General features: G+C 57.6%; 16 protein-coding genes. 5 read left to right on the forward strand and 11 right to left on the reverse strand.

Translation table 11 applies throughout. The features are described 5' to 3' along the window. Positions 1–56: 56 nt before the first annotated feature. Positions 57–1,700, forward strand: coding sequence for a methyl-accepting chemotaxis protein (locus SPI05_RS08430; RefSeq protein WP_321077675.1), 1,644 nt, complete (start codon positions 57–59; stop codon positions 1,698–1,700). A 145-nt stretch (positions 1,701–1,845) separates the two neighbouring features. Here the strand turns inward: SPI05_RS08430 and pyrE are convergent, their stop codons facing one another. Next, positions 1,846–2,415: an orotate phosphoribosyltransferase gene (pyrE, locus tag SPI05_RS08435; protein WP_295026191.1), complete on the reverse strand. Its 570-nt coding sequence runs from the start codon at positions 2,413–2,415 to the stop codon at positions 1,846–1,848. A gap of 23 nt (positions 2,416–2,438) precedes the next feature. On the opposite strand from pyrE, the gene SPI05_RS08440 reads away from it, so the two are divergent. Beyond that, positions 2,439–3,131: an RNA methyltransferase gene (locus SPI05_RS08440; protein ID WP_321077676.1), complete on the forward strand. Its 693-nt coding sequence runs from the start codon at positions 2,439–2,441 to the stop codon at positions 3,129–3,131. A gap of 48 nt (positions 3,132–3,179) precedes the next feature. Here SPI05_RS08440 and SPI05_RS08445 read toward each other — a convergent pair whose 3' ends face one another. The 3 genes from SPI05_RS08445 to SPI05_RS08455 form a co-directional block, all read right to left on the reverse strand. Continuing rightward, positions 3,180–4,130: a serine hydrolase domain-containing protein gene (locus SPI05_RS08445; protein ID WP_321077677.1), complete on the reverse strand. Its 951-nt coding sequence runs from the start codon at positions 4,128–4,130 to the stop codon at positions 3,180–3,182. A 24-nt stretch (positions 4,131–4,154) separates the two neighbouring features. Continuing rightward, a complete protein-coding gene (locus tag SPI05_RS08450) occupies positions 4,155–4,805 on the reverse strand; it encodes a TetR/AcrR family transcriptional regulator (RefSeq protein WP_321077678.1) in 651 nt (216 codons plus the stop codon). A 186-nt stretch (positions 4,806–4,991) separates the two neighbouring features. Next, positions 4,992–7,736 (reverse strand): ATP-dependent Clp protease ATP-binding subunit, encoded by a 2,745-nt coding sequence (locus SPI05_RS08455; RefSeq protein WP_321077679.1) that lies wholly within the window; start codon positions 7,734–7,736, stop codon positions 4,992–4,994. Between the two features lie 186 nt (positions 7,737–7,922). Between SPI05_RS08455 and SPI05_RS08460 the strand changes: the two genes are divergently transcribed. Beyond that, entirely contained in the window at positions 7,923–8,171 is a 249-nt protein-coding gene (locus tag SPI05_RS08460; RefSeq protein ID WP_321077680.1) for an Rv0909 family putative TA system antitoxin, read from the forward strand. A 130-nt stretch (positions 8,172–8,301) separates the two neighbouring features. Here the strand turns inward: SPI05_RS08460 and SPI05_RS08465 are convergent, their stop codons facing one another. From SPI05_RS08465 to SPI05_RS08485, 5 genes are all read right to left on the reverse strand, one after another. Then, positions 8,302–8,865, reverse strand: a complete 564-nt coding sequence (locus SPI05_RS08465) for a heat shock protein transcriptional repressor HspR (RefSeq protein ID WP_282922299.1) — start codon at positions 8,863–8,865, stop codon at positions 8,302–8,304. An 8-nt stretch (positions 8,866–8,873) separates the two neighbouring features. Then, entirely contained in the window at positions 8,874–9,977 is a 1,104-nt protein-coding gene (locus SPI05_RS08470) for a J domain-containing protein (protein ID WP_321077681.1), read from the reverse strand. A gap of 34 nt (positions 9,978–10,011) precedes the next feature. Next, positions 10,012–10,812 carry a nucleotide exchange factor GrpE gene (locus tag SPI05_RS08475; protein WP_321077682.1) on the reverse strand — a complete coding sequence of 267 codons (801 nt, stop codon included), beginning with the start codon at positions 10,810–10,812 and terminating at the stop codon, positions 10,012–10,014. Beyond that, the gene (gene dnaK / locus SPI05_RS08480; RefSeq protein ID WP_321077683.1) at positions 10,809–12,683 is read right to left on the reverse strand and encodes a molecular chaperone DnaK; all 1,875 of its coding nucleotides are present in this window, start codon (positions 12,681–12,683) and stop codon (positions 10,809–10,811) included. The genes SPI05_RS08475 and dnaK overlap by 4 nt, the downstream gene beginning before the upstream one ends. 407 nt (positions 12,684–13,090) lie before the next feature. Then, positions 13,091–13,381 (reverse strand): hypothetical protein, encoded by a 291-nt coding sequence (locus tag SPI05_RS08485; RefSeq protein ID WP_321077684.1) that lies wholly within the window; start codon positions 13,379–13,381, stop codon positions 13,091–13,093. Between the two features lie 296 nt (positions 13,382–13,677). On the opposite strand from SPI05_RS08485, the gene SPI05_RS08490 reads away from it, so the two are divergent. Continuing rightward, positions 13,678–14,340, forward strand: a complete 663-nt coding sequence (locus SPI05_RS08490; protein WP_282922304.1) for a potassium channel family protein — start codon at positions 13,678–13,680, stop codon at positions 14,338–14,340. Positions 14,341–14,348: 8 nt separating this feature from the next. Here SPI05_RS08490 and SPI05_RS08495 read toward each other — a convergent pair whose 3' ends face one another. Both SPI05_RS08495 and SPI05_RS08500 read right to left on the reverse strand, forming a co-directional pair. Then, positions 14,349–15,524: a DNA mismatch repair protein MutL gene (locus SPI05_RS08495; protein WP_321077685.1), complete on the reverse strand. Its 1,176-nt coding sequence runs from the start codon at positions 15,522–15,524 to the stop codon at positions 14,349–14,351. Between the two features lie 22 nt (positions 15,525–15,546). Further along, positions 15,547–16,917, reverse strand: a complete 1,371-nt coding sequence (locus tag SPI05_RS08500) for a TrkH family potassium uptake protein (protein WP_321077686.1) — start codon at positions 16,915–16,917, stop codon at positions 15,547–15,549. Positions 16,918–17,231: 314 nt separating this feature from the next. Between SPI05_RS08500 and SPI05_RS08505 the strand changes: the two genes are divergently transcribed. Beyond that, on the forward strand, positions 17,232–17,453 hold the full coding sequence (locus tag SPI05_RS08505) for a helix-turn-helix domain-containing protein (RefSeq protein WP_297589381.1): 222 nt from the start codon (positions 17,232–17,234) through the stop codon (positions 17,451–17,453). Positions 17,454–17,523: the final 70 nt, after the last annotated feature.

Consider the following 17,523-nt stretch of genomic DNA (forward strand, 5'->3'; position numbering starts at 1 on the left):
GGATTCGCGCGATTGCACAGCTAAACCCGCACATTAGGAGAGAAGGTTATACAAAGATGAGCGAGACTACAGCAGCTCCAGTCCCCGCCGAGGGCACCCCAAGTGATTTCAAGCCCGGCATGGGGCTGAAATTTAAGTTCCTTTTAATCGTGATTATCGTTGCCCTGGGCGGCTTGCTCGTTTCTGGCATCACCGCGATAGGGGTCAATTCTTACCGTAACGCTTCGGTTTCCTTGACCGAGACGACCCTGCGCGGCACCGGGTTCGAAGACCAACTCCGCTATTCACAGGAATGGGCCCGGATCCTGTTCTCGATGGTGGGCACGGCTCAAAACCAGGAACAGTTGGACAACCTAATCGCCCAGCTGCAACAGGCCAACGCCGACCGGGACAAGTTGATTAGCGAGGCTGAGGCGCGCGGGGTTCCGCAGCAACTGCCGTCTTGGGAGAAATACAAGGCGGACTATAACACCTGGATTAATCACGTCATGAACAAGATGATTCCGGTCGCAGACCCGAACGACATGACGGCCTATACCACGATGCTGTGGGATACCTCGGATACAGGTTCGCGTACCTTGATTAAGAACTTCGTTCAGGATTACAACCAGTTGCGCGCAGATTTTGACTCAATGGTACAAAAAAAGACCGCCGACATTTCCGCCCAAGGAACCATAGTAATTATTTCCTCAATCCTGATTGCCCTGGTGGTAGCCATTATCGGTGTCATTATCGGCTGGATTTACGCCGGCAAGACCGAGCATGTAGTCAAGCGCATCCAGGAAGCCCTGCAGGTTGTGGCCCAAGGCGACCTCACCCAGGAAGACCAGGTGCTCAGCCGCGATGAGCTGGGAGCAGCCACCATGGAGCTTCGCTCCGCTAAGGCATCCTTGCGTAAACTCATCGGTGCCGCTGATAATGCAGCTGACTCGGTGGTTGAAAAAGCTGATGCCTTGGGTAAGGATTCGGTCGAGGTTTCAAGCGCTGCTCAAAAAGCGGCCGAGGATGCCGGCACCGTAGCTGCCCAGGCAGCCCAGGTTTCCAGCTCGATTGATTCCGTTGCTGCCGGAGCTGAGGAAATGGGTGCTTCCATCCGCGAAATTTCCTCCAACGCCAACGAAGCCGCCCGGGTTGCCCAGGATGCCACCAAGGCTGCCGCCCGCACGAACGAGGTTGTCTCCCGTTTGGGCGTGTCCTCCCAGGAAATCGGTGAAGTCATCAAGTCCATCACCTCGATTGCTGAGCAAACGAACTTGCTGGCCCTAAACGCTACTATTGAGGCCGCCCGCGCCGGAGATGCCGGTAAGGGATTCGCGGTCGTGGCCGGTGAGGTCAAGGATTTGGCCAGCGAAACAGGTGCCGCCACTGAGGAAATCGGCAAACGCATCGAAACAATTCAAAGTGATGTCAACGATGCAGTCCAGGCGATTCAGGAAATCAGCGACATTGTTTCCTCCATCAACGATTACCAGACGACGATTGCGGCCGCCGTCGAGGAACAGACCGCGACCACGAACGAAATGTCTCGTTCCGTAGCCGAGGCTGCTCACGGCGCTCAGGAAATCGCCGGTTCGATTCAAAACATCGCCGAGGGATCCTCACAAGCCGGCGTAATGGTCGGCAAGATGTCCGAGCGGATGCGCGACATAGCCGGCAGCGCCGAGGACCTGCGCGCTCAAATCGAAACCTTTAAATACTGAGGTTTCGCCTTTTAGTGCCTGAATTTCAAAGGCGGGGGAATCGGTTTTCCGGTTCCCCCGCCGTTATTTATCGCTTGTTTTTTCGTTCAATAGCAGCCCCGGTCAATAGTTCCCCCGGGTTACCTTCTCGAGTGGGTTACGCTGGTCAGGCTAAGCCCAGGTCGGCAAGGCCGAGCGCGGCAAAGTAGGGATATCCAGCGGCTTCGATTTTTTCTTTCGCCCCGGTGGCGCGATCGACCACTACCGCCACAGCGACGATTTCAGCGCCCGCATCCTTCAAGGCTTGGGCAGCTTGAAGGGGCGAACCGCCGGTGGTCGAGGTGTCCTCCAGGACGACGACACGCTTACCCGCCACTTCCGGGCCTTCAATCTGGCGTTTCATGCCGTGGTCTTTCGCTTCTTTACGCACCACGAAGGCATCGAGGCTCAAGCCTCGGGCCGCCGCCGCGTGCAGCATCGCCGTGGCGACCGGGTCAGCGCCCATCGTCAACCCGCCCACCGCGTCGATTTCCGAAACGGGGAACCCATTTTCTTCCAGCAAATCCAGCATGACATGGCCAATCAGCGGGGCGGCCTCGTGGTGCAAGGTAGCGCGGCGCATATCGACATAAAAGTCCGATTCTTTGCCCGATGCCAGAGTAACTTTCCCGTGGACCACGGAAAGGGTTTTCACAAGTTCAGCGAGTTTTGTCAGCTGCGGATCATTCTTTTTCACGCTTTAAGCATAAAGTGTAAAGCGTGGATGAGAGCAATAAACCGGTGGATAGTCCTTCAGACCCGGCAGAGTTAGCGCCTGGAACGGTGGGGGTTGGTCCTTGGCCGACTAATCAGCCTCTGCCGGTCGGTCCCCAATATGACCCGGAGTTGCTGCGGGACGGCGACGCGCGCAATGTGCCGGACCACTACCGGTATTGGAGGCAGGAAGCCATCAGGGACGATTTGGACCGATTGTTACAGTCTGGACCGGGGGAACCCACGCTGGAAATCGCGATTGAGAACGTGGGTCACGATTTCAATACCGGATCCATCATCCGCACCGCGAACGGCCTGGGAGTGCGCCACGTCCATATCGTGGGCAGGCGGCGGTTTAACCGGCGCGGAGCAATGGTTACGGACCGCTACCTGCACCTGCACTACCACCCGGAGGTACGGAATCTGGTGGCGTACGCCGACCAGCAGGAATTCACGTTAGTGGGGATGGATAATTTCCCCGGCGCCGAACCGCTAGAAACCGTCGTGCTGCCTCCGCGCACCCTGATGGTTTTCGGCGAGGAATCACAGGGCCTGACCCCTGCCATGCAAAACGTTTTGGAACGATTAGTACAGATTACGCAGTATGGTTCGACCCGGTCACTAAACGTGGGCCACGCGGCCGCCATCAGTATCTGGGCTTGGCGGCGCACCTATCCGCCACGTCCCACCAGGTCGTAACCCCGCAGACTCGTAGTCCGCCAGGATGCACCCCGAGAATCCCGCACCTCACTGTTGCGCCAAGAGAGCAAGCTCGCGAATCTGGGCGTTAAGGTCGGGCCACAGCGCCTTGTGAACCGGACCGAACTTTTGCGCACCCAGGAACGCGCCTGCCGTCCCGGCCACGCGGTCCACCCAAATGAACGACCCCGACTGCCCGAAGTGGCCGATGACCTCCGGGTGGAAAGACACCGGCAAATAGTGTGGTGACTTCACGCCGTGCAACTCCACCCCGGTCGCCCAGAGATTGTCCTTCTGCGGTCCGTATCCCGGCAGCAGTCCGCGCAGTCCGGGATGCTGCGGAGCGCAAAACCCGTCGAGGTCACTCTCGGTAAAGCCGAGAATCCCCGCCTCGGGACTTAACAGTTCCCCCGCCAGGCGCGCCAAGTCGCTCACCGGGCCCACCGCACCCCACGCCGGAGAGTGCGATAAAACTGTACCGTTCATTCCGAGAGGTTCCAAGACCATTTCTCGCACCCAGTCCGCCCACGGTTTCCCCACGGCCTTTTCCGCTGTCGCCCCGGCCAATTCGAAGTTGTAGTTCGAGTAGATTCGCTTGGTAAACGGCGCAATTGCGCGCGCATCGGGACGAGCAATCCCGAACTCTACCCCCAGGCGAGGTTGGTCAGGCGCGGCCATCGGCGCATCAAAAGGCAGACCGGAACAGTGCGAGAGCAAGTCCACCAGCTTCACTTCCGGAGCCGCCGGGGAGCCGACCAAGGTATGTAAAGACAGCGCGGGCGCAGCCAGGGATTGACGCCAAAATGCCACTGCGACCAAGAACTTGGTGACCGACATCCAGGGAAAAGGCCGGTTGAGGTCCGCCGGGTCGGAAGCGGCTGTCCACACGTAGACATTCCCGCTGGATTGACGCGACAAAACCGCTAAGGCATAAGGAAAGTTAAAACCCCGGCGTGCCGGCAGGTGCGCCACCTCGAGAGACCCGAATGCTACACTCATCAGTTTTTGACCGACCGATACAAATTATTGAATCCAGCCGGACTCCCGGTAGTGCAACAGCAGTTCCTCCTGATACTCAGGCAGGAACACCGAGAGGAAATAACGCGCCAGTTCCTCCGCCGCATCGAATTCCCTGTAATAAAGCCAATGAATCATGATTCCGCTATAGACGGCGGCGTGAATTTCCGCTAAATGAGTCGGATCCTCGGTGGCGGCGACTTTGCCGTCCTGCTGTAGGCGAGACCAAACCCGCTTTAAAACGCTAAGCAAACGTTCGGAGCGGCGCATGTAATGATCATGGGCGGGATGAATCTCAGACGAGGCTTCCACCATCATCATGCATTCCACTTCGATAATCATGGGATTTTCGTTCAGGCGTGAGGTGACCTCTAACAGGGTGTCCAAAACCGGCAACGCGTCTAACTTTTCAAGATTATCCAGGTCAAAACCAACCTGCGTTTCGTAGCGCTGCACCACGCTCATTAAGAGAGCCTCTTTGGAGGGAAAGTGGTAGATGACCCCGGGATGCGAAATGCCTACGTGACGGGCGACGTCACGCAGAGACATACCGTGATAACCGACCTCAGCGAGTAAATCAACAGCCGCGTCCAGGATTGCTTCACGCCTTGCTAAGCCCGATTGATAGGGGCCGCGCTCCCGTTTTTCCGCAACCATAACCTCTCCCGCTGGTAAACCAACACTTCAAATAGATATTCCCAGTAAAATGCCAGGAAACTCACATCTAATCCTAACTTACCACCCGGTAAACTTCCACGTTTTGAGACGCGGTCTCCAGGTAAAAATTACCTCAAGGCGGCGCAAAATCGCATCTGCACCGCCTTGAACAGGTAATTTATCGGATTATTGGGGGTTTTTCACCCGCAACTCCAGCCGATATTGATCTGACATTGGTCCTGTCAATTCACTCAGATCCCCAGATTGTATTAAATCGGTGGGGCTGAAATCGGGAATATCCACGACCACTGTAGAACCGGGCGCGACATCGCCCGCCAGCAGCTTTTCCGCCAGCTGGTCGCCGATTTCACGCTGTATCAGACGGCGCAGCGGACGCGCTCCGTAAGTCGGGTCGTAGCCGGTTACCGCCAGCCATGACCGCGCCGCCTCGGTGACCTCGAGGGTCAGCTGCGTTTCCGCCAAGCGCGCCGTCAGCTGGTGAATCTGAATGTCGACAATCTGTTCCAGGTCCTCGGTGGAAAGCGCCTCAAACATGATGGTTTCGTCCAGACGATTTAAGAACTCCGGCTTGAAAGCGGCTCGCACCAAATCCAAGACCTGGCGGCGCGCCTCAGCATGGTCAGCCGCGCGATCCATCAGGAACTGGGACCCCAGATTCGAGGTCAGCACCAGAATCACGTTGCGGAAATCAACCGTGCGACCCTGGCCGTCAGTCAAACGACCATCGTCCAAGACCTGCAGCAAAATGTCGTACACATCCGGGTGTGCCTTTTCGACCTCATCGAGCAGCACCACCCCGTAGGGGCGCCGCCGCACGGCTTCGGTCAGCTGGCCGCCTTCCTCGTAACCGACATAGCCCGGAGGGGCTCCAATCAGGCGCGCGACCGAGTGCTTCTCACCGTATTCACTCATATCAATGCGGGTCAAAGCCTTTTCGTCGTCAAATAGGAACTCGGCCAGGGCTTTAGCCAGCTCGGTCTTGCCCACACCGGTGGGGCCGAGGAACAGGAAAGAACCCGTGGGACGATTCGGATCAGACACGCCGGCACGCGCCCGGCGCACCGCGTTCGCCACCGCCCTCACCGCGGCCTTTTGCCCGATGAGACGCTGTCCCAGGTATTCCTCCATGTGCAGCAGCTTTTCAGATTCGCCCCGCAGCAGCTTACCGACCGGAATCCCCGTCCAAGCCGCAACCACTTCCGCGATTTCGGCAGCATCGACTTTCTCGGCAATCATGGGACCGTCCTCAGCTCCATTGACGTCCGCAGAACCCAGTTTTGTACTGTCCGTTACAGAATCTGGGGAATCTACGGAGGATTGCCCCGCCGAGCCCTCACTCGGCGAGTCACCTTCCGCGGCCGCAATCTGGGCTTGAATCGCTGGAATTTCGCCATTTTGCAGACGGCCTGCGTCCTCCCAACGCCCCTCGCGCATGGCTTGTTCCAAAGCCGTATTCAGTTCGTCCAACTTCACACGCAGTTCACCGACCCGGTTGTGACCGGCCTTTTCGGCTTCCCACCGCAGGTTCAGCCGGTCCAGATGAGCCTGCTTCTCATCCAAGCTGGCCTGCAGTTGCGCCACCCGCCCCGCGGTCGCCGGATCGGAGCGATCCGGGTCGGAGGCGTTCAAATAAGACAGTTCCATATTGACCCGCTCAACTTCGCGGCGCAGAGAATCGATTTCCTCCGGGGAGGAATCCAGTTCCATCCGCAGCCTCGACGCCGCCTCGTCAATCAAGTCGATAGCCTTATCAGGCAGCTGACGCCCGGAAATATAGCGATTAGAAAGCTGCGCGGCCGCCACCAATGCCCCGTCCGCGATAGTCACCTTGTGATGGGCTTCATATTTCGGGGCAATGCCGCGCAAAATCGCGACGGTGTCCTCCACGCTGGGCTCCCCCACGAACACGGTTTGGAACCGGCGTTCCAAAGCCGGATCCTTTTCGATGTGTTCGCGGTATTCGTCCAAAGTTGTGGCCCCCACCAGGCGCAACTCACCGCGCGCCAACATGGGTTTCAGCATATTCGAGGCATCCATCGAACCTCCGCTGGCTCCCGCCCCGACCACGGTGTGAAGCTCGTCAATGAAGGTCACCACTTCGCCCTCGGCGTTCTTAATTTCTTCCAGTACCGCCTTAAGGCGTTCCTCAAACTGGCCACGGTATTGCGCCCCCGCCACCATCGCCGCCAAATCGAGGGCAATGAGGTGCTTGTGCTTTAAGGAATCCGGCACATCTCCCGCCACGATACGCTGCGCTAAGCCTTCCACCACGGCGGTTTTACCCACGCCGGGTTCCCCGATGAGCACCGGGTTGTTCTTCGTGCGCCGGCTCAATACCTGGATAACGCGTCGAATTTCGGCGTCGCGCCCAATGACCGGGTCGAGTTTACCGTCCATAGCCCGCTGGGTCAGGTCGTCACCGTATTTTTCCAGCGCCTTAAACGTGGCTTCGGGGTTCGGGGAGGTCACTTTGGCGTCTCCGCGAACCTTTTTAATGGCTTGGCGCAGTTTTTTGTCGCTCGCTCCCGCATCGCGCAGAATCTTGCCGGCTTTGCCTTCGTTGTCCGCCAACCCCAACAGCAAGTGTTCGGTAGAAACGTAATCATCGCCCCGCTCTTGGGCTTTCGTGCCAGCCGCACTGATAACATTTAACATAGCCTGGGAAGGCTGCGGTTCCGCCACGGATTCGCCGGTCGCTCCCGGCAAAGACACAAGTTCACGGCGCACTTCCCGGCCGATTGCGTCGGCATCGGCCACACTGCTGAGGACCTCGAAAGCAATCCCCTCGCGGTCCTCCAGCAACGCAGACAACAGGTGTATCGGTTCCAGCATGGCGTTGCCAGCCGCCCCCGCGGTACGCAGTGCCGTCGCCAGAGCCTCCTGAGACTTGGTCGTAAATTTTTGGTCCATAGATATCATTCCCTTTCGCCATTCGGCACTTATATAAACAGCAGTTGCGGGCGTCGCATTCCGCGATAAAAAAGTAAAATCTGGGTTTTCACTCTCTGCGTAATTAGGTAAATTCCCTTCCGTGCTCCGGTGAAGTCTGATAGAAAAGAATTACCAATTTCAATTTTTAAACAAGAAGGAGTTCTCATGGGTTTGGAAGATTTGACTGGTAAAGCTAAGGACTTGGGCGACAAGGCCAAGGGTATTGCCGCGGATTTGGGCGATAAGGCCAAAGACGCGGTGGACGCCGCCAAGGACGCGGTAACTTCCGAGGAAAAGACCGACAAGGTTTTGGACGACATTGCCGGCGCTGCCAATAAGGCGACCGGCGGCAAGTTCGCGGACAAGATTGATGCTGCCCGCAATGCTGCTGATGACAAGTTGGGCGGCAAGTAAGGCCTCGAATGTTGGCTTTGTAATCCCTGATTAAGAGGATTATTCCGGGGGACGCTGGGGATACCGGCGCCCCCGCGGTATTTAACCAAAAGTGCGGGATAACCAAGCAAAGCCATTCACTCCCACGCCCCTATTGACCCCACACCACCAGGGCACCCGACTGGGAGGACATTTCCAGAGGGAAACCGAGTGATTGGGTTTTTTCGGGACGCTGCCCGCGGTTCAGTTTGGTGACTTCACCGCTGGAGGAGGCGGCAAAGACCCGGTTCTGCCGGTTGGCCGCCAGAGCGAGCGCCGCGTTTTCCGCTTCGAGTTCATCCACGCGCCGTTGCAGAGCCATGATGCGCCGAACCCCCTCCAGGTTCACACCCTCCCCTTGAGACAAGGTTTGCACCTGGTGAAGCCGAGCCAAGTCCCGCAGCGAGTAGCGCCGCCCACCCCCGCCGGTGCGTCCCGGAACCACCAGACCCATCCGGTCATATTGACGCAGGGTCTGCGGGTGGATACTCATCAGTTCGGCGGCCTGAGACACCCGGAATCGGGGTTTAACCCAAACCTGCTGAGCCTCCACCTCGCTGAGGCCCCCAGCGCCTCGAGCCCCACCGAATTCTTTGGTCAGAATCGTCTCGACCAGCCGCCGATTGTTGGAATACAGTAGCGACAGAGCCGCGTTCATCTCATCGATTAGGCTCATGACACCTCCTAAAGCGCGACCTTCCGATCCAACTCGGCACGCGGATCAGCGCTGCGAGTCGCCGCCGCGAAATCATCGACGGCTTTCTTGGCAGCTCGCGAGAGCTTTTGCGGAACGGCGACCTGCACCGTCAGGCGCAGACTCCCCCGGCCTTTCTTCGTGTGCAGGCCATATCCGGGAATACGGATTTCCTCACCCGATTGTGTACCACTCGGTACATTAACTTTGACAGTCGTGCCGTCCGGCAGCGGCACTTCAATGAGCGCCCCGTTGACGGCCTCCGCAAAGGTAATCGGCAGGGTAAACAGCAAATCCGTCCCGTCCAACTGCAGGAAAGGATGCGGGGAAACGCTGCAGGTCACCACCAGGTTGCCCGGTTTACCACCGTTGACGCCCGGCTTGCCCTTGCCTTTCAGACGAATCTTTTGCCCGTCCCGAACCCCCGGAGGAATCCGCACACTAATTACCTCACCGTGCAACTTGAGGCGAATGGTGGCGCCGTTATAAGCCTGTTTAAAGGTCAGCTTCGTGGAAGCCGTGAGGTCAGCACCGTCTTGCGCGCGGAAGGCGAACTTACGTGCCCCCGCATTGGGCGCCCCGGCACCATAACTAGGCTCAGCCGCGGGCCGGGCTCCTCCCGGATAACCGGAAAAACCCTGCCCAAAACCGGTGTAGGACGCACCCGGACCCGCTCCGTCAGCGCTATCCGCGTAGCGGGTGAACGTGTTGAGGATATCGCTCAAATCCGGCCCGGTTGCACCACCATAAGTGGTACTGCCCCCGCCGTAGCCGCCGGAAAACATCGCCGAAAACACGTCCTCGAAATCGGAGGCGGAACCGTGACGGGAACCCCCGGCCCGAAACCGGGGACCGCCAGAGGCCATAGCCCGCAAGGCATCGTACTTCTGACGCTGTTCAGAATCGGAGAGAACCGAGTATGCCTCACCGATTTCTTTGAATTTTTCCTCGGCAGCTTTATCGCCGGGATTCTGGTCTGGGTGATATTGACGCGCGAGCTTGCGATAGGCCTTTTTCAGGTCTTTATCCGTCACGCCCTTCGATACTCCCAGGACCGCGTAATAATCCTTATCAATCCAATCATTGGTGCCCATCGCTTACCCCCTTTCCATTTTCTTGGTTCACGATTCACGCCTCAGAAGGTTGGTCGGGAGAGGAGCTTTTCTCAACTCCCACCACCACCATGGCAGCGCGCAGGACCCGTTCACCCATCAGGTAGCCCGGCTGCGCCACCGCGTCGATGACGTGTTCCCCATCGTCCTCTGAACCCGGTGCCATTTGAATGGCCTGGTGCAGATTTGGATCGAAGGTGTCCCCGACCGCCCCGTAGCGCTTGACTTTAAACCGGGTCTGTAACGCGGATTCCAATTTCGTCGCCACCGCACCAAATGGACCTTCCAGATCCCCGTGCTGGCGAGCCAAATCGATGTCATCCAACACGCCCATCAGGGCATTGACCACCGAGGCAACCCCGGCTTCCTGCTGTTGGGGAATCTCCGCCTTGGTTCGTTTGGCGTAGTTGCTGTACTCCTGCTGGAGGTTATACAAATCCGCCCGCGCCCGCGCCAAATCGTCCTTGACCTGAGCCAGCTCCTGGTTCAGAACCGCGATGCGGTCCTCTTGAGCCTGAGCCAGCTCGCTGGTCAGTTCATCCGCTTCGCCCGAGGCGGGTTTGTCGCCCGCCTGAGCTGCCCCCCCGGCCTCGTGACCAGCAGAGTCACCGGGGGAAGCGTGGCTTGGCGCGGAATGGTCCGCTGCGGATTTCGCCTTCTTGCCTTTCTTGGAGCCCGACTTGGCTTTGGCCTCAGTCTCCGCAGACTTCTGTGCCTCACTGGCCTTTTCGGCTTCGTGAGCAGCGGCTTTATCGAAGTCCTTTTGGGCTTCGGCATAAGCCTTGCGGGCTTCTTGACTGAGTTTATCTTCGCTCACTTGTTACCGCCCTCATCGTCTTCATCGATAACTTCGGCGTCAATCACGTCGTCATCATCGTTGGAGGCGGTGTTGGCGTCAGCCGCGGCCCCATCCGCCGGTGCCGACTCGTTTTCCTGCGCGTGGGCGTAGAGAGCCTGACCGATAGCCTGGGCCTTTTCCTCCAGTTCGCTCATCGCTGTCTTGATAGCCTCGATGTCCTCACCTTCGTTAGCCTTCTTAAGGTGTTCCAAAGATTCCTTCACCGGAGCCACCACGTCCTCAGGCAGCTTTTCAGCGTTATCCTTCAGCAGTTTCTCAATGCGGTAAACGGCCTGTTCAGCGTCGTTACGCACCTCGGCTTCGTCGCGGCGCTGCTTATCTTCGGCAGCGTGAGCTTCGGCTTCCTTAATCATGCGGTCGATTTCGTCCTTCGGCAGGGACGATCCGCCGGTGATGGTCATGGACTGCTCCTGACCGGTGCCGCGGTCCTTTGCCGAGACATGAACGATACCGTTGGCATCAATGTCGAAGGTAACCTCGATTTGCGGCAATCCGCGCGGTGCCGGAGCAATCCCGGTCAGTTCAAAAGTTCCCAGCGGCTTGTTGTCGCGGGCGAACTGACGTTCCCCTTGGTAGACCTGAATCAGCACGGAAGGCTGATTGTCCTCAGCGGTCGAAAAGACCTCGGAGTGCTTGGTCGGAATGGCGGTGTTGCGCTCAATCAGCGGAGTCATAATGCCGCCCTTGGTTTCGATACCCAGGCTCAAGGGGGTCACGTCAATGAGCAGAACGTCCTTGCGGTCGCCTTCAATCACGCCCGCCTGGAGAGCTGCCCCCACCGCCACGACCTCGTCGGGGTTCACACCCTTGTTCGGCTCGCGGCCGCCGGTCAGCTCCTTGACCAGCTCGGTTACGGCGGGCATCCGGGTGGAGCCACCGACCATCACCACGTGGTCGATTTCGCTGAGCTTGATGCCGGCGTCCTTGACGACCGCGTTGAACGGGTTTTTGCAGCGATTGAGCAGGTCCTCGGTCATTTCCTCGAACTTGGCTCGCGTGAGCTTTTCGTCCAGGTGAATCGGGCCGTTTTCACTCATGGACAGGTACTGCAGGTTGATGTTCGTGCTCATCGCGCTGGACAGTTCCTTTTTGGCCTGTTCAGCGGCGTCACGCAGACGCTGCAGCGCGATTTTATCCTTGGACAAATCCACGCCATCCTTAGTCTTAACCTGGTCAACCAGCCAATCTACGACGCGCTGGTCCCAGTCGTCACCACCCAGCTTGTTATCGCCGTTGGTGGCGCGCACCTGAATGGTGGAAAACCCATCATCGTCCTTGCCGACTTCCAGCAGGGACACGTCGAAGGTACCGCCACCCAGGTCGAATACCAGGATTAGCTCGTCCTCCCGGCCCTTTTCCAGGCCGTAGGCCAGCGCCGCCGCGGTCGGTTCGTTGATGATGCGCAGCACCTTTAGTCCCGCAATCTGACCAGCTTCCTGAGTCGCGGTACGCTGCGAGTCGTTGAAGTATGCCGGAACGGTAATGACCGCGGATTCCACGCTTTCACCCAGGTAGGCTTCGGCGTCCTGCTTTAGCTTGCTCAGGATACGAGCCGAAATCTCCTGCGGAGTGTATTCCTTGTCGTCGATGGCGACCTTCCAGTCGGTGCCCATATGGCGCTTCACCGAAGAAACGGTGCGGTCCACATTCGTGACTGCCTGGCGCTTGGCGACTTCGCCCACCAGGACTTCGCCCGTCTTTGAGAACGCCACCACGGAAGGCGTGGTGCGCATCCCCTCAGCGTTGGCGATAATCGTGGGTTCACCACCTTCCAAAACTGCCAGAGCCGAGTTTGTGGTTCCCAAGTCGATGCCTACTGCTTTCGCCATTGTGTTTCTTCCCTTTTTCTTTGTGTGTGTTCGTATTCTTTACATTTCAAACCCAAGAACTAGGAATCTTGAGTTCTAACGACTCAATTTTAGCTCAGGTGATTTTCCTTGTCTACCTGAGACTGTAAAACTTGAGTCTATCTAACTCAACTTCTGAAAGAGCGGTTTTATTCCCGGAACACAATAAGGGACTGCGCGATCCAAATTTGCGATTAAATCGGGGTTGCTGGTCTATATGGCCACCTACCCCGATTTAATCGCGAATTAGCAACACACCACTCGCAACACGGCCGGCAGAAAGCGCCACCAAACCCAGAAAAGGCAAGGCGTCCGGAAAAAATCCCGGACGCCTTGCCCCGAAAGGAGAACATCATGAAGAAAAAAGAATGATTTCCAAACCCCGCAAACTAGGCAGCAAAGCCCTGGTTAGCCACCGTGCGGGAGCTGAGAATCCCCACGATTCCCGAAGCGGGAACATTAAAGGAAGGGCGACCGACCAGCCTGTTTACCGCTTCAGCGAGGGTGCCAGATTTAAAGGCCCGAGCCTCGCCATCCGCCCGATTCACGTTGCTGGGAGCGACAACCTTGGGGAAAACGGGGACATTATCGTAGGCACTGCGACCAGCCGTGGAAGCCACAGCTACCGCAAACATCTGAGGTGTCTGCAGCTTGTCTGTATCGCTGAGTTGCTCGCTCATTTTCATCCCATCCTTGGATTGTCATCGTCTCTGACCCAGTGACGCCGTCGCCGGCGACCTTGGTGACAACCGTAACTATCGGCCGGTTTTGGACTTCATTAGGTTCTTTACGGATTTCTTTGCCTAAACGGGTCTTGGGTAGGTCCACAGTGTCCACAACGGGCGACTTTGTCATGACAAAAGACCGCATGGGAGCGGTCCACCACCTCGCCATCGCGGCGACAAAAATTCCTCAAATCCCGCCAAATTCCCGCTAGAAAACCAACTGGAAGGCTTGGAACAGGTAAACTTTGAGGGTGGCTGAAAAGGAAAAATCCTCGGGAACATTGGTAATCGGCTTGGGCCGTTTCGGATCCGCGGTCGCGATGACGCTGAATTCTTTGGATCGCGAAATTCTGGCAGTCGAAAGCGACCCGGCTCAAGTCGAGCGTTTTTCCCCGCTCTTTCCCGTGGTGGAAGCGGACGCGACCCGCCTGGACGCTATGGAACAGTTGGGTGCCAAAGATTTCTCGTCCACCGTAGTGGGGGTTGGCGCTCTGGAAGCCTCGGTGCTGATTACGGCCAACCTGGTCGATTTGGGGATGGAACAAATCTGGGCCAAAGCCATCAGCCGAGAACAGGGCAAAATCCTGCGCCGTATTGGCGCCCACCACGTCATTTACCCCGAATTTGACGCCGGAAGGCGTACCGCGCACCTGGTTGATGGCAGGATGCTGGACTACGTAGAGATGGATCGGGAAGGCTTCTCGATTGTTAAGATGCGCCCGCCGGCAGAAATCCAGGGATTTACCCTGTTGGAATCCGATGTGCGCCGCCGCTACGGGGTCAATATCCTCGGCGTTATCTCACCAGGACAACACTTTGAATATGCCGGCCCGGACACGGTAGTGGCAGCCAATGACCTGATTATCGTGTCAGGGGACGGAAAACTGCTCGAAGATTTCGCGAATCGCCCCTGAGGGGAACTTTAGAGGTTCAGCCAATAGGTCGAACCCGGCACCACCCGATACATGACCGCAGTGAGGCGCACCCCCGAACATGATTGCGCCAGCTCCCCCAGTTCACTCGCCTCGATGTCCACACCCACATCAGCACAGTCCAAAACCGCCGTGAACCCGAAAAACACCACGTCATAATCCTGTCGAACCCGCTCCCAATCGACCCCCAGGAACACCGCGTCTTTGCCGCTCAAGCGTTGGAACTCCTGGCGCACCTCCAGGTTAGTGAACTCCAACGGGTAGCGTCTGACCAGTTCACGCCAGTTTTCTAGGGTGTTCACTTGATAGACCCGGTCAAAGCTGAGGGTCGGAATCTGATCAAAGTGGAACGGAATCTCGCGCGCCTGTTCCGAACTGGCCGCCCACACCGGGTCAAACAGGTCACGCGTACAGGCAAACTGGAGCAGCGGTGCTTGTGGGAAGTGCAAGCCGGAAGTCGGATCGGGAATCGGGGGAACCGGACCGATGAAACTCGTCACGTAAGGAAAAGTGTGGGGATTCGTCCCCCCGTGAGGTGCCCCGTAACGCGGCAGATGTCCGGCAGTCCGCTGCACGGCGCTGGAATCGGAAGGCTGGCGCAGCGTCACGGCATCCAAAGAATCAAACCGCAAATGATGCGCTAGGGGGTGAAAACGCTGTTTGAGGTACTTTAACAGGGGAAACTCCAGCCACTGCTGCGCCAGATTATCCGCATCATTTCGGCCGCTCGGCCCGATGACTCGGTCCGCGATTCGCGGGTGCATATCCTCGCAAAATGTGTAGTCACACACAGCAGCGGAGAGCCGTTCGACCAGCAGGGGCAGCTTTTGCTCTGACAGGCCCTGAGCATTTTCCTGATTGAGCTCATCAAACCGGGTTTTAAACGCTTCAATGGCCTTGTCAGCACCGGGAATATCGCGCACATCAGTACCGTTTTGCAACGCCTTAAGGGCATGCTTTTCCTTCCGAGCCCGCGCCCGCATATAGGAGTCCAGCAGTTTGCGGCGCAAAGGGTCGTCGGCCATCCCTAAACAAAATGATTCCAGGGTCGAACCCGCGAAGATTTCCCGATACAGATTGGGGAAAGCCACCAGCACCACCCAGTACCGGCGCCACGCCCCCGGTTTCGCCTCCAGATTGGGGAAGGCCCAATTCGTTACCGCCATTTCGTTGAACTCCCGCTATGAACTATCCGATATTGGGGGCTTCTTCGGGGAAACGTATCACCCGGCGGCGGTTTCGCATGGCGAGGGCGGCACCGAAAGTCATGGAACCCACCCTGCCGGTAAACATCAGCAGGGAGAGCAAAAATTTTCCTGAATCCGGTAAGGAACCGGTGATGCCGGTAGACAGACCGACAGTCCCGAATGCACTGTTGACTTCAAAAAGGGCTTCTGACAATGGCAAGTCCGTCAACAGCAGCAGTCCGGCGGTGGACAAACCTATGACCAGAGAACTCATGGCGACAACCGCCACCGCTAGACGCACCGTCGAGGGACCGATACGCCTCCCGAATGCCTCGATGTCACGATTGCCGCGCACTTCTGCCGCAATCGCCAGAACCATGACCGCGAAAGTCGTAACCTTGATGCCTCCGGCAGTGGAAGCCGAACCGCCTCCGATAAACATCATGATGGAGGAAACGAACCAGGACGCCTCGTGCATAGAACCCACATCAACCGTGGAAATCCCTAATGACCTGGTATTAAACGCACCCAGTAGAGCTGCCAGTAGCTTGCCCGGCAAGTCCAAAGCCCCCAGAGTCCGCGGATTATCCCACTCGATAGCCCCGGTGATGCCGCCGCCGACCACGGCCAGCGCCAGGTAGGTGGTGATGGTCAGTTTCGAGTGCAAACTCAAGTGCTTCGGCCTCCGCCAGTTGCGGGCTAAGTCCAAGGAAACCGGGAAACCGATGGCTCCGATGAAAACTCCCAGACACATCGGGCCGATGATGCCGAAGTCGCTAACGAACTGTTCCACTCCGCCCGGCACTATGACGAAACCTGCGTTGTTGAACACACTGACCGCCATGAACACCGCATACCAGGCCGACATGCCGACACCGTAGTCTTGCCGGATGAACTCGGGGAAAAGCATCAGGGCAATGACCGATTCGACCGAAACCGACACCAAAAGCGCCATTTTCCCCAACGAACCGACCTCCCCAAGGGAGGATTTCTTTTCCCCCGCAGCCAGGATGCGGGCGGTCAGGCCGATGTGGCGCGAAACAGCCAGGGACAGCATAGAGGCCAGGGTCATGACCCCGAGCCCCCCAATTTCTACGCCGAGCATGATGACCACCAGACCGAACGGCGACCAGTAGGTATCGGTAGGCACCACCGTCAAACCGGTCACGCACACTGCTGAAGTACTGGTGAACAGCGCGTCCACGAAGCGGGCGCGACTCGGATCGCGGGTGGAAATCGGCAGGCACAGGATGGCGGTGTGAACGACGATGATGGAGAGGAACACCGCCAGAGTCAGGCGAGCGGGGGCGCGGCGGGCTAGTTCATCAAACCACTTCCCGCTTTTCTCGCGCAGGTTCGCAAAAAACTTCAAGGTCGCCCGTTCCTTTTTCCCGACAGAGATGTTCCGGCTGTTTTCTGGCGGAGCTTTCGCCGCCCCGGTGGAATCCTGGCGGAAACCACGTGAGGAAAACTCGGTTACAACGTTACCCTCTGGCAGGCTAAAACCGGAATACTAACCCCTCAAAAAGGAGGAATTTCGGCGAAATTCGGGGATTTAGAGAAAATTGAGAGCTGAGAACTAACACTTTTATGCAAATTACCGCTATATTTCTGTATGTAACGCGTGTTAAGTGTGAGACTAAAGTGGCTCCAGTAGCGCGTCTAGGCAAATTTAGGATGACGGGAATGACTCAGAACCAGGCACCACGGTTCCTCACCGTAGCGGAAGTCGCGGATTTGTTGAGGGTCTCAAAGATGACTGTTTATCGTATGGTTCATGCTGGCGACCTTCCCGCCGTTCGTGTCAAGCGTTCGTTTCGAGTGCCTTTGAAAGCTGTCGAAGAGCTTTCCGCGTCAAACCTGGAAAACTGGATGGTTGGCAACGACGACGAAGCCGTCGCGCAATAGTTTGTGACGTTGCCACGGGCGAAGTTCTTTCATTTTGGCTAGGTTGTCTGAAAAAGGTAAACTTGTGTGG

The sequence above is a fragment of the Mobiluncus sp. genome (assembly GCF_034180645.1).
Lineage (GTDB): Bacteria > Actinomycetota > Actinomycetes > Actinomycetales > Actinomycetaceae > Mobiluncus.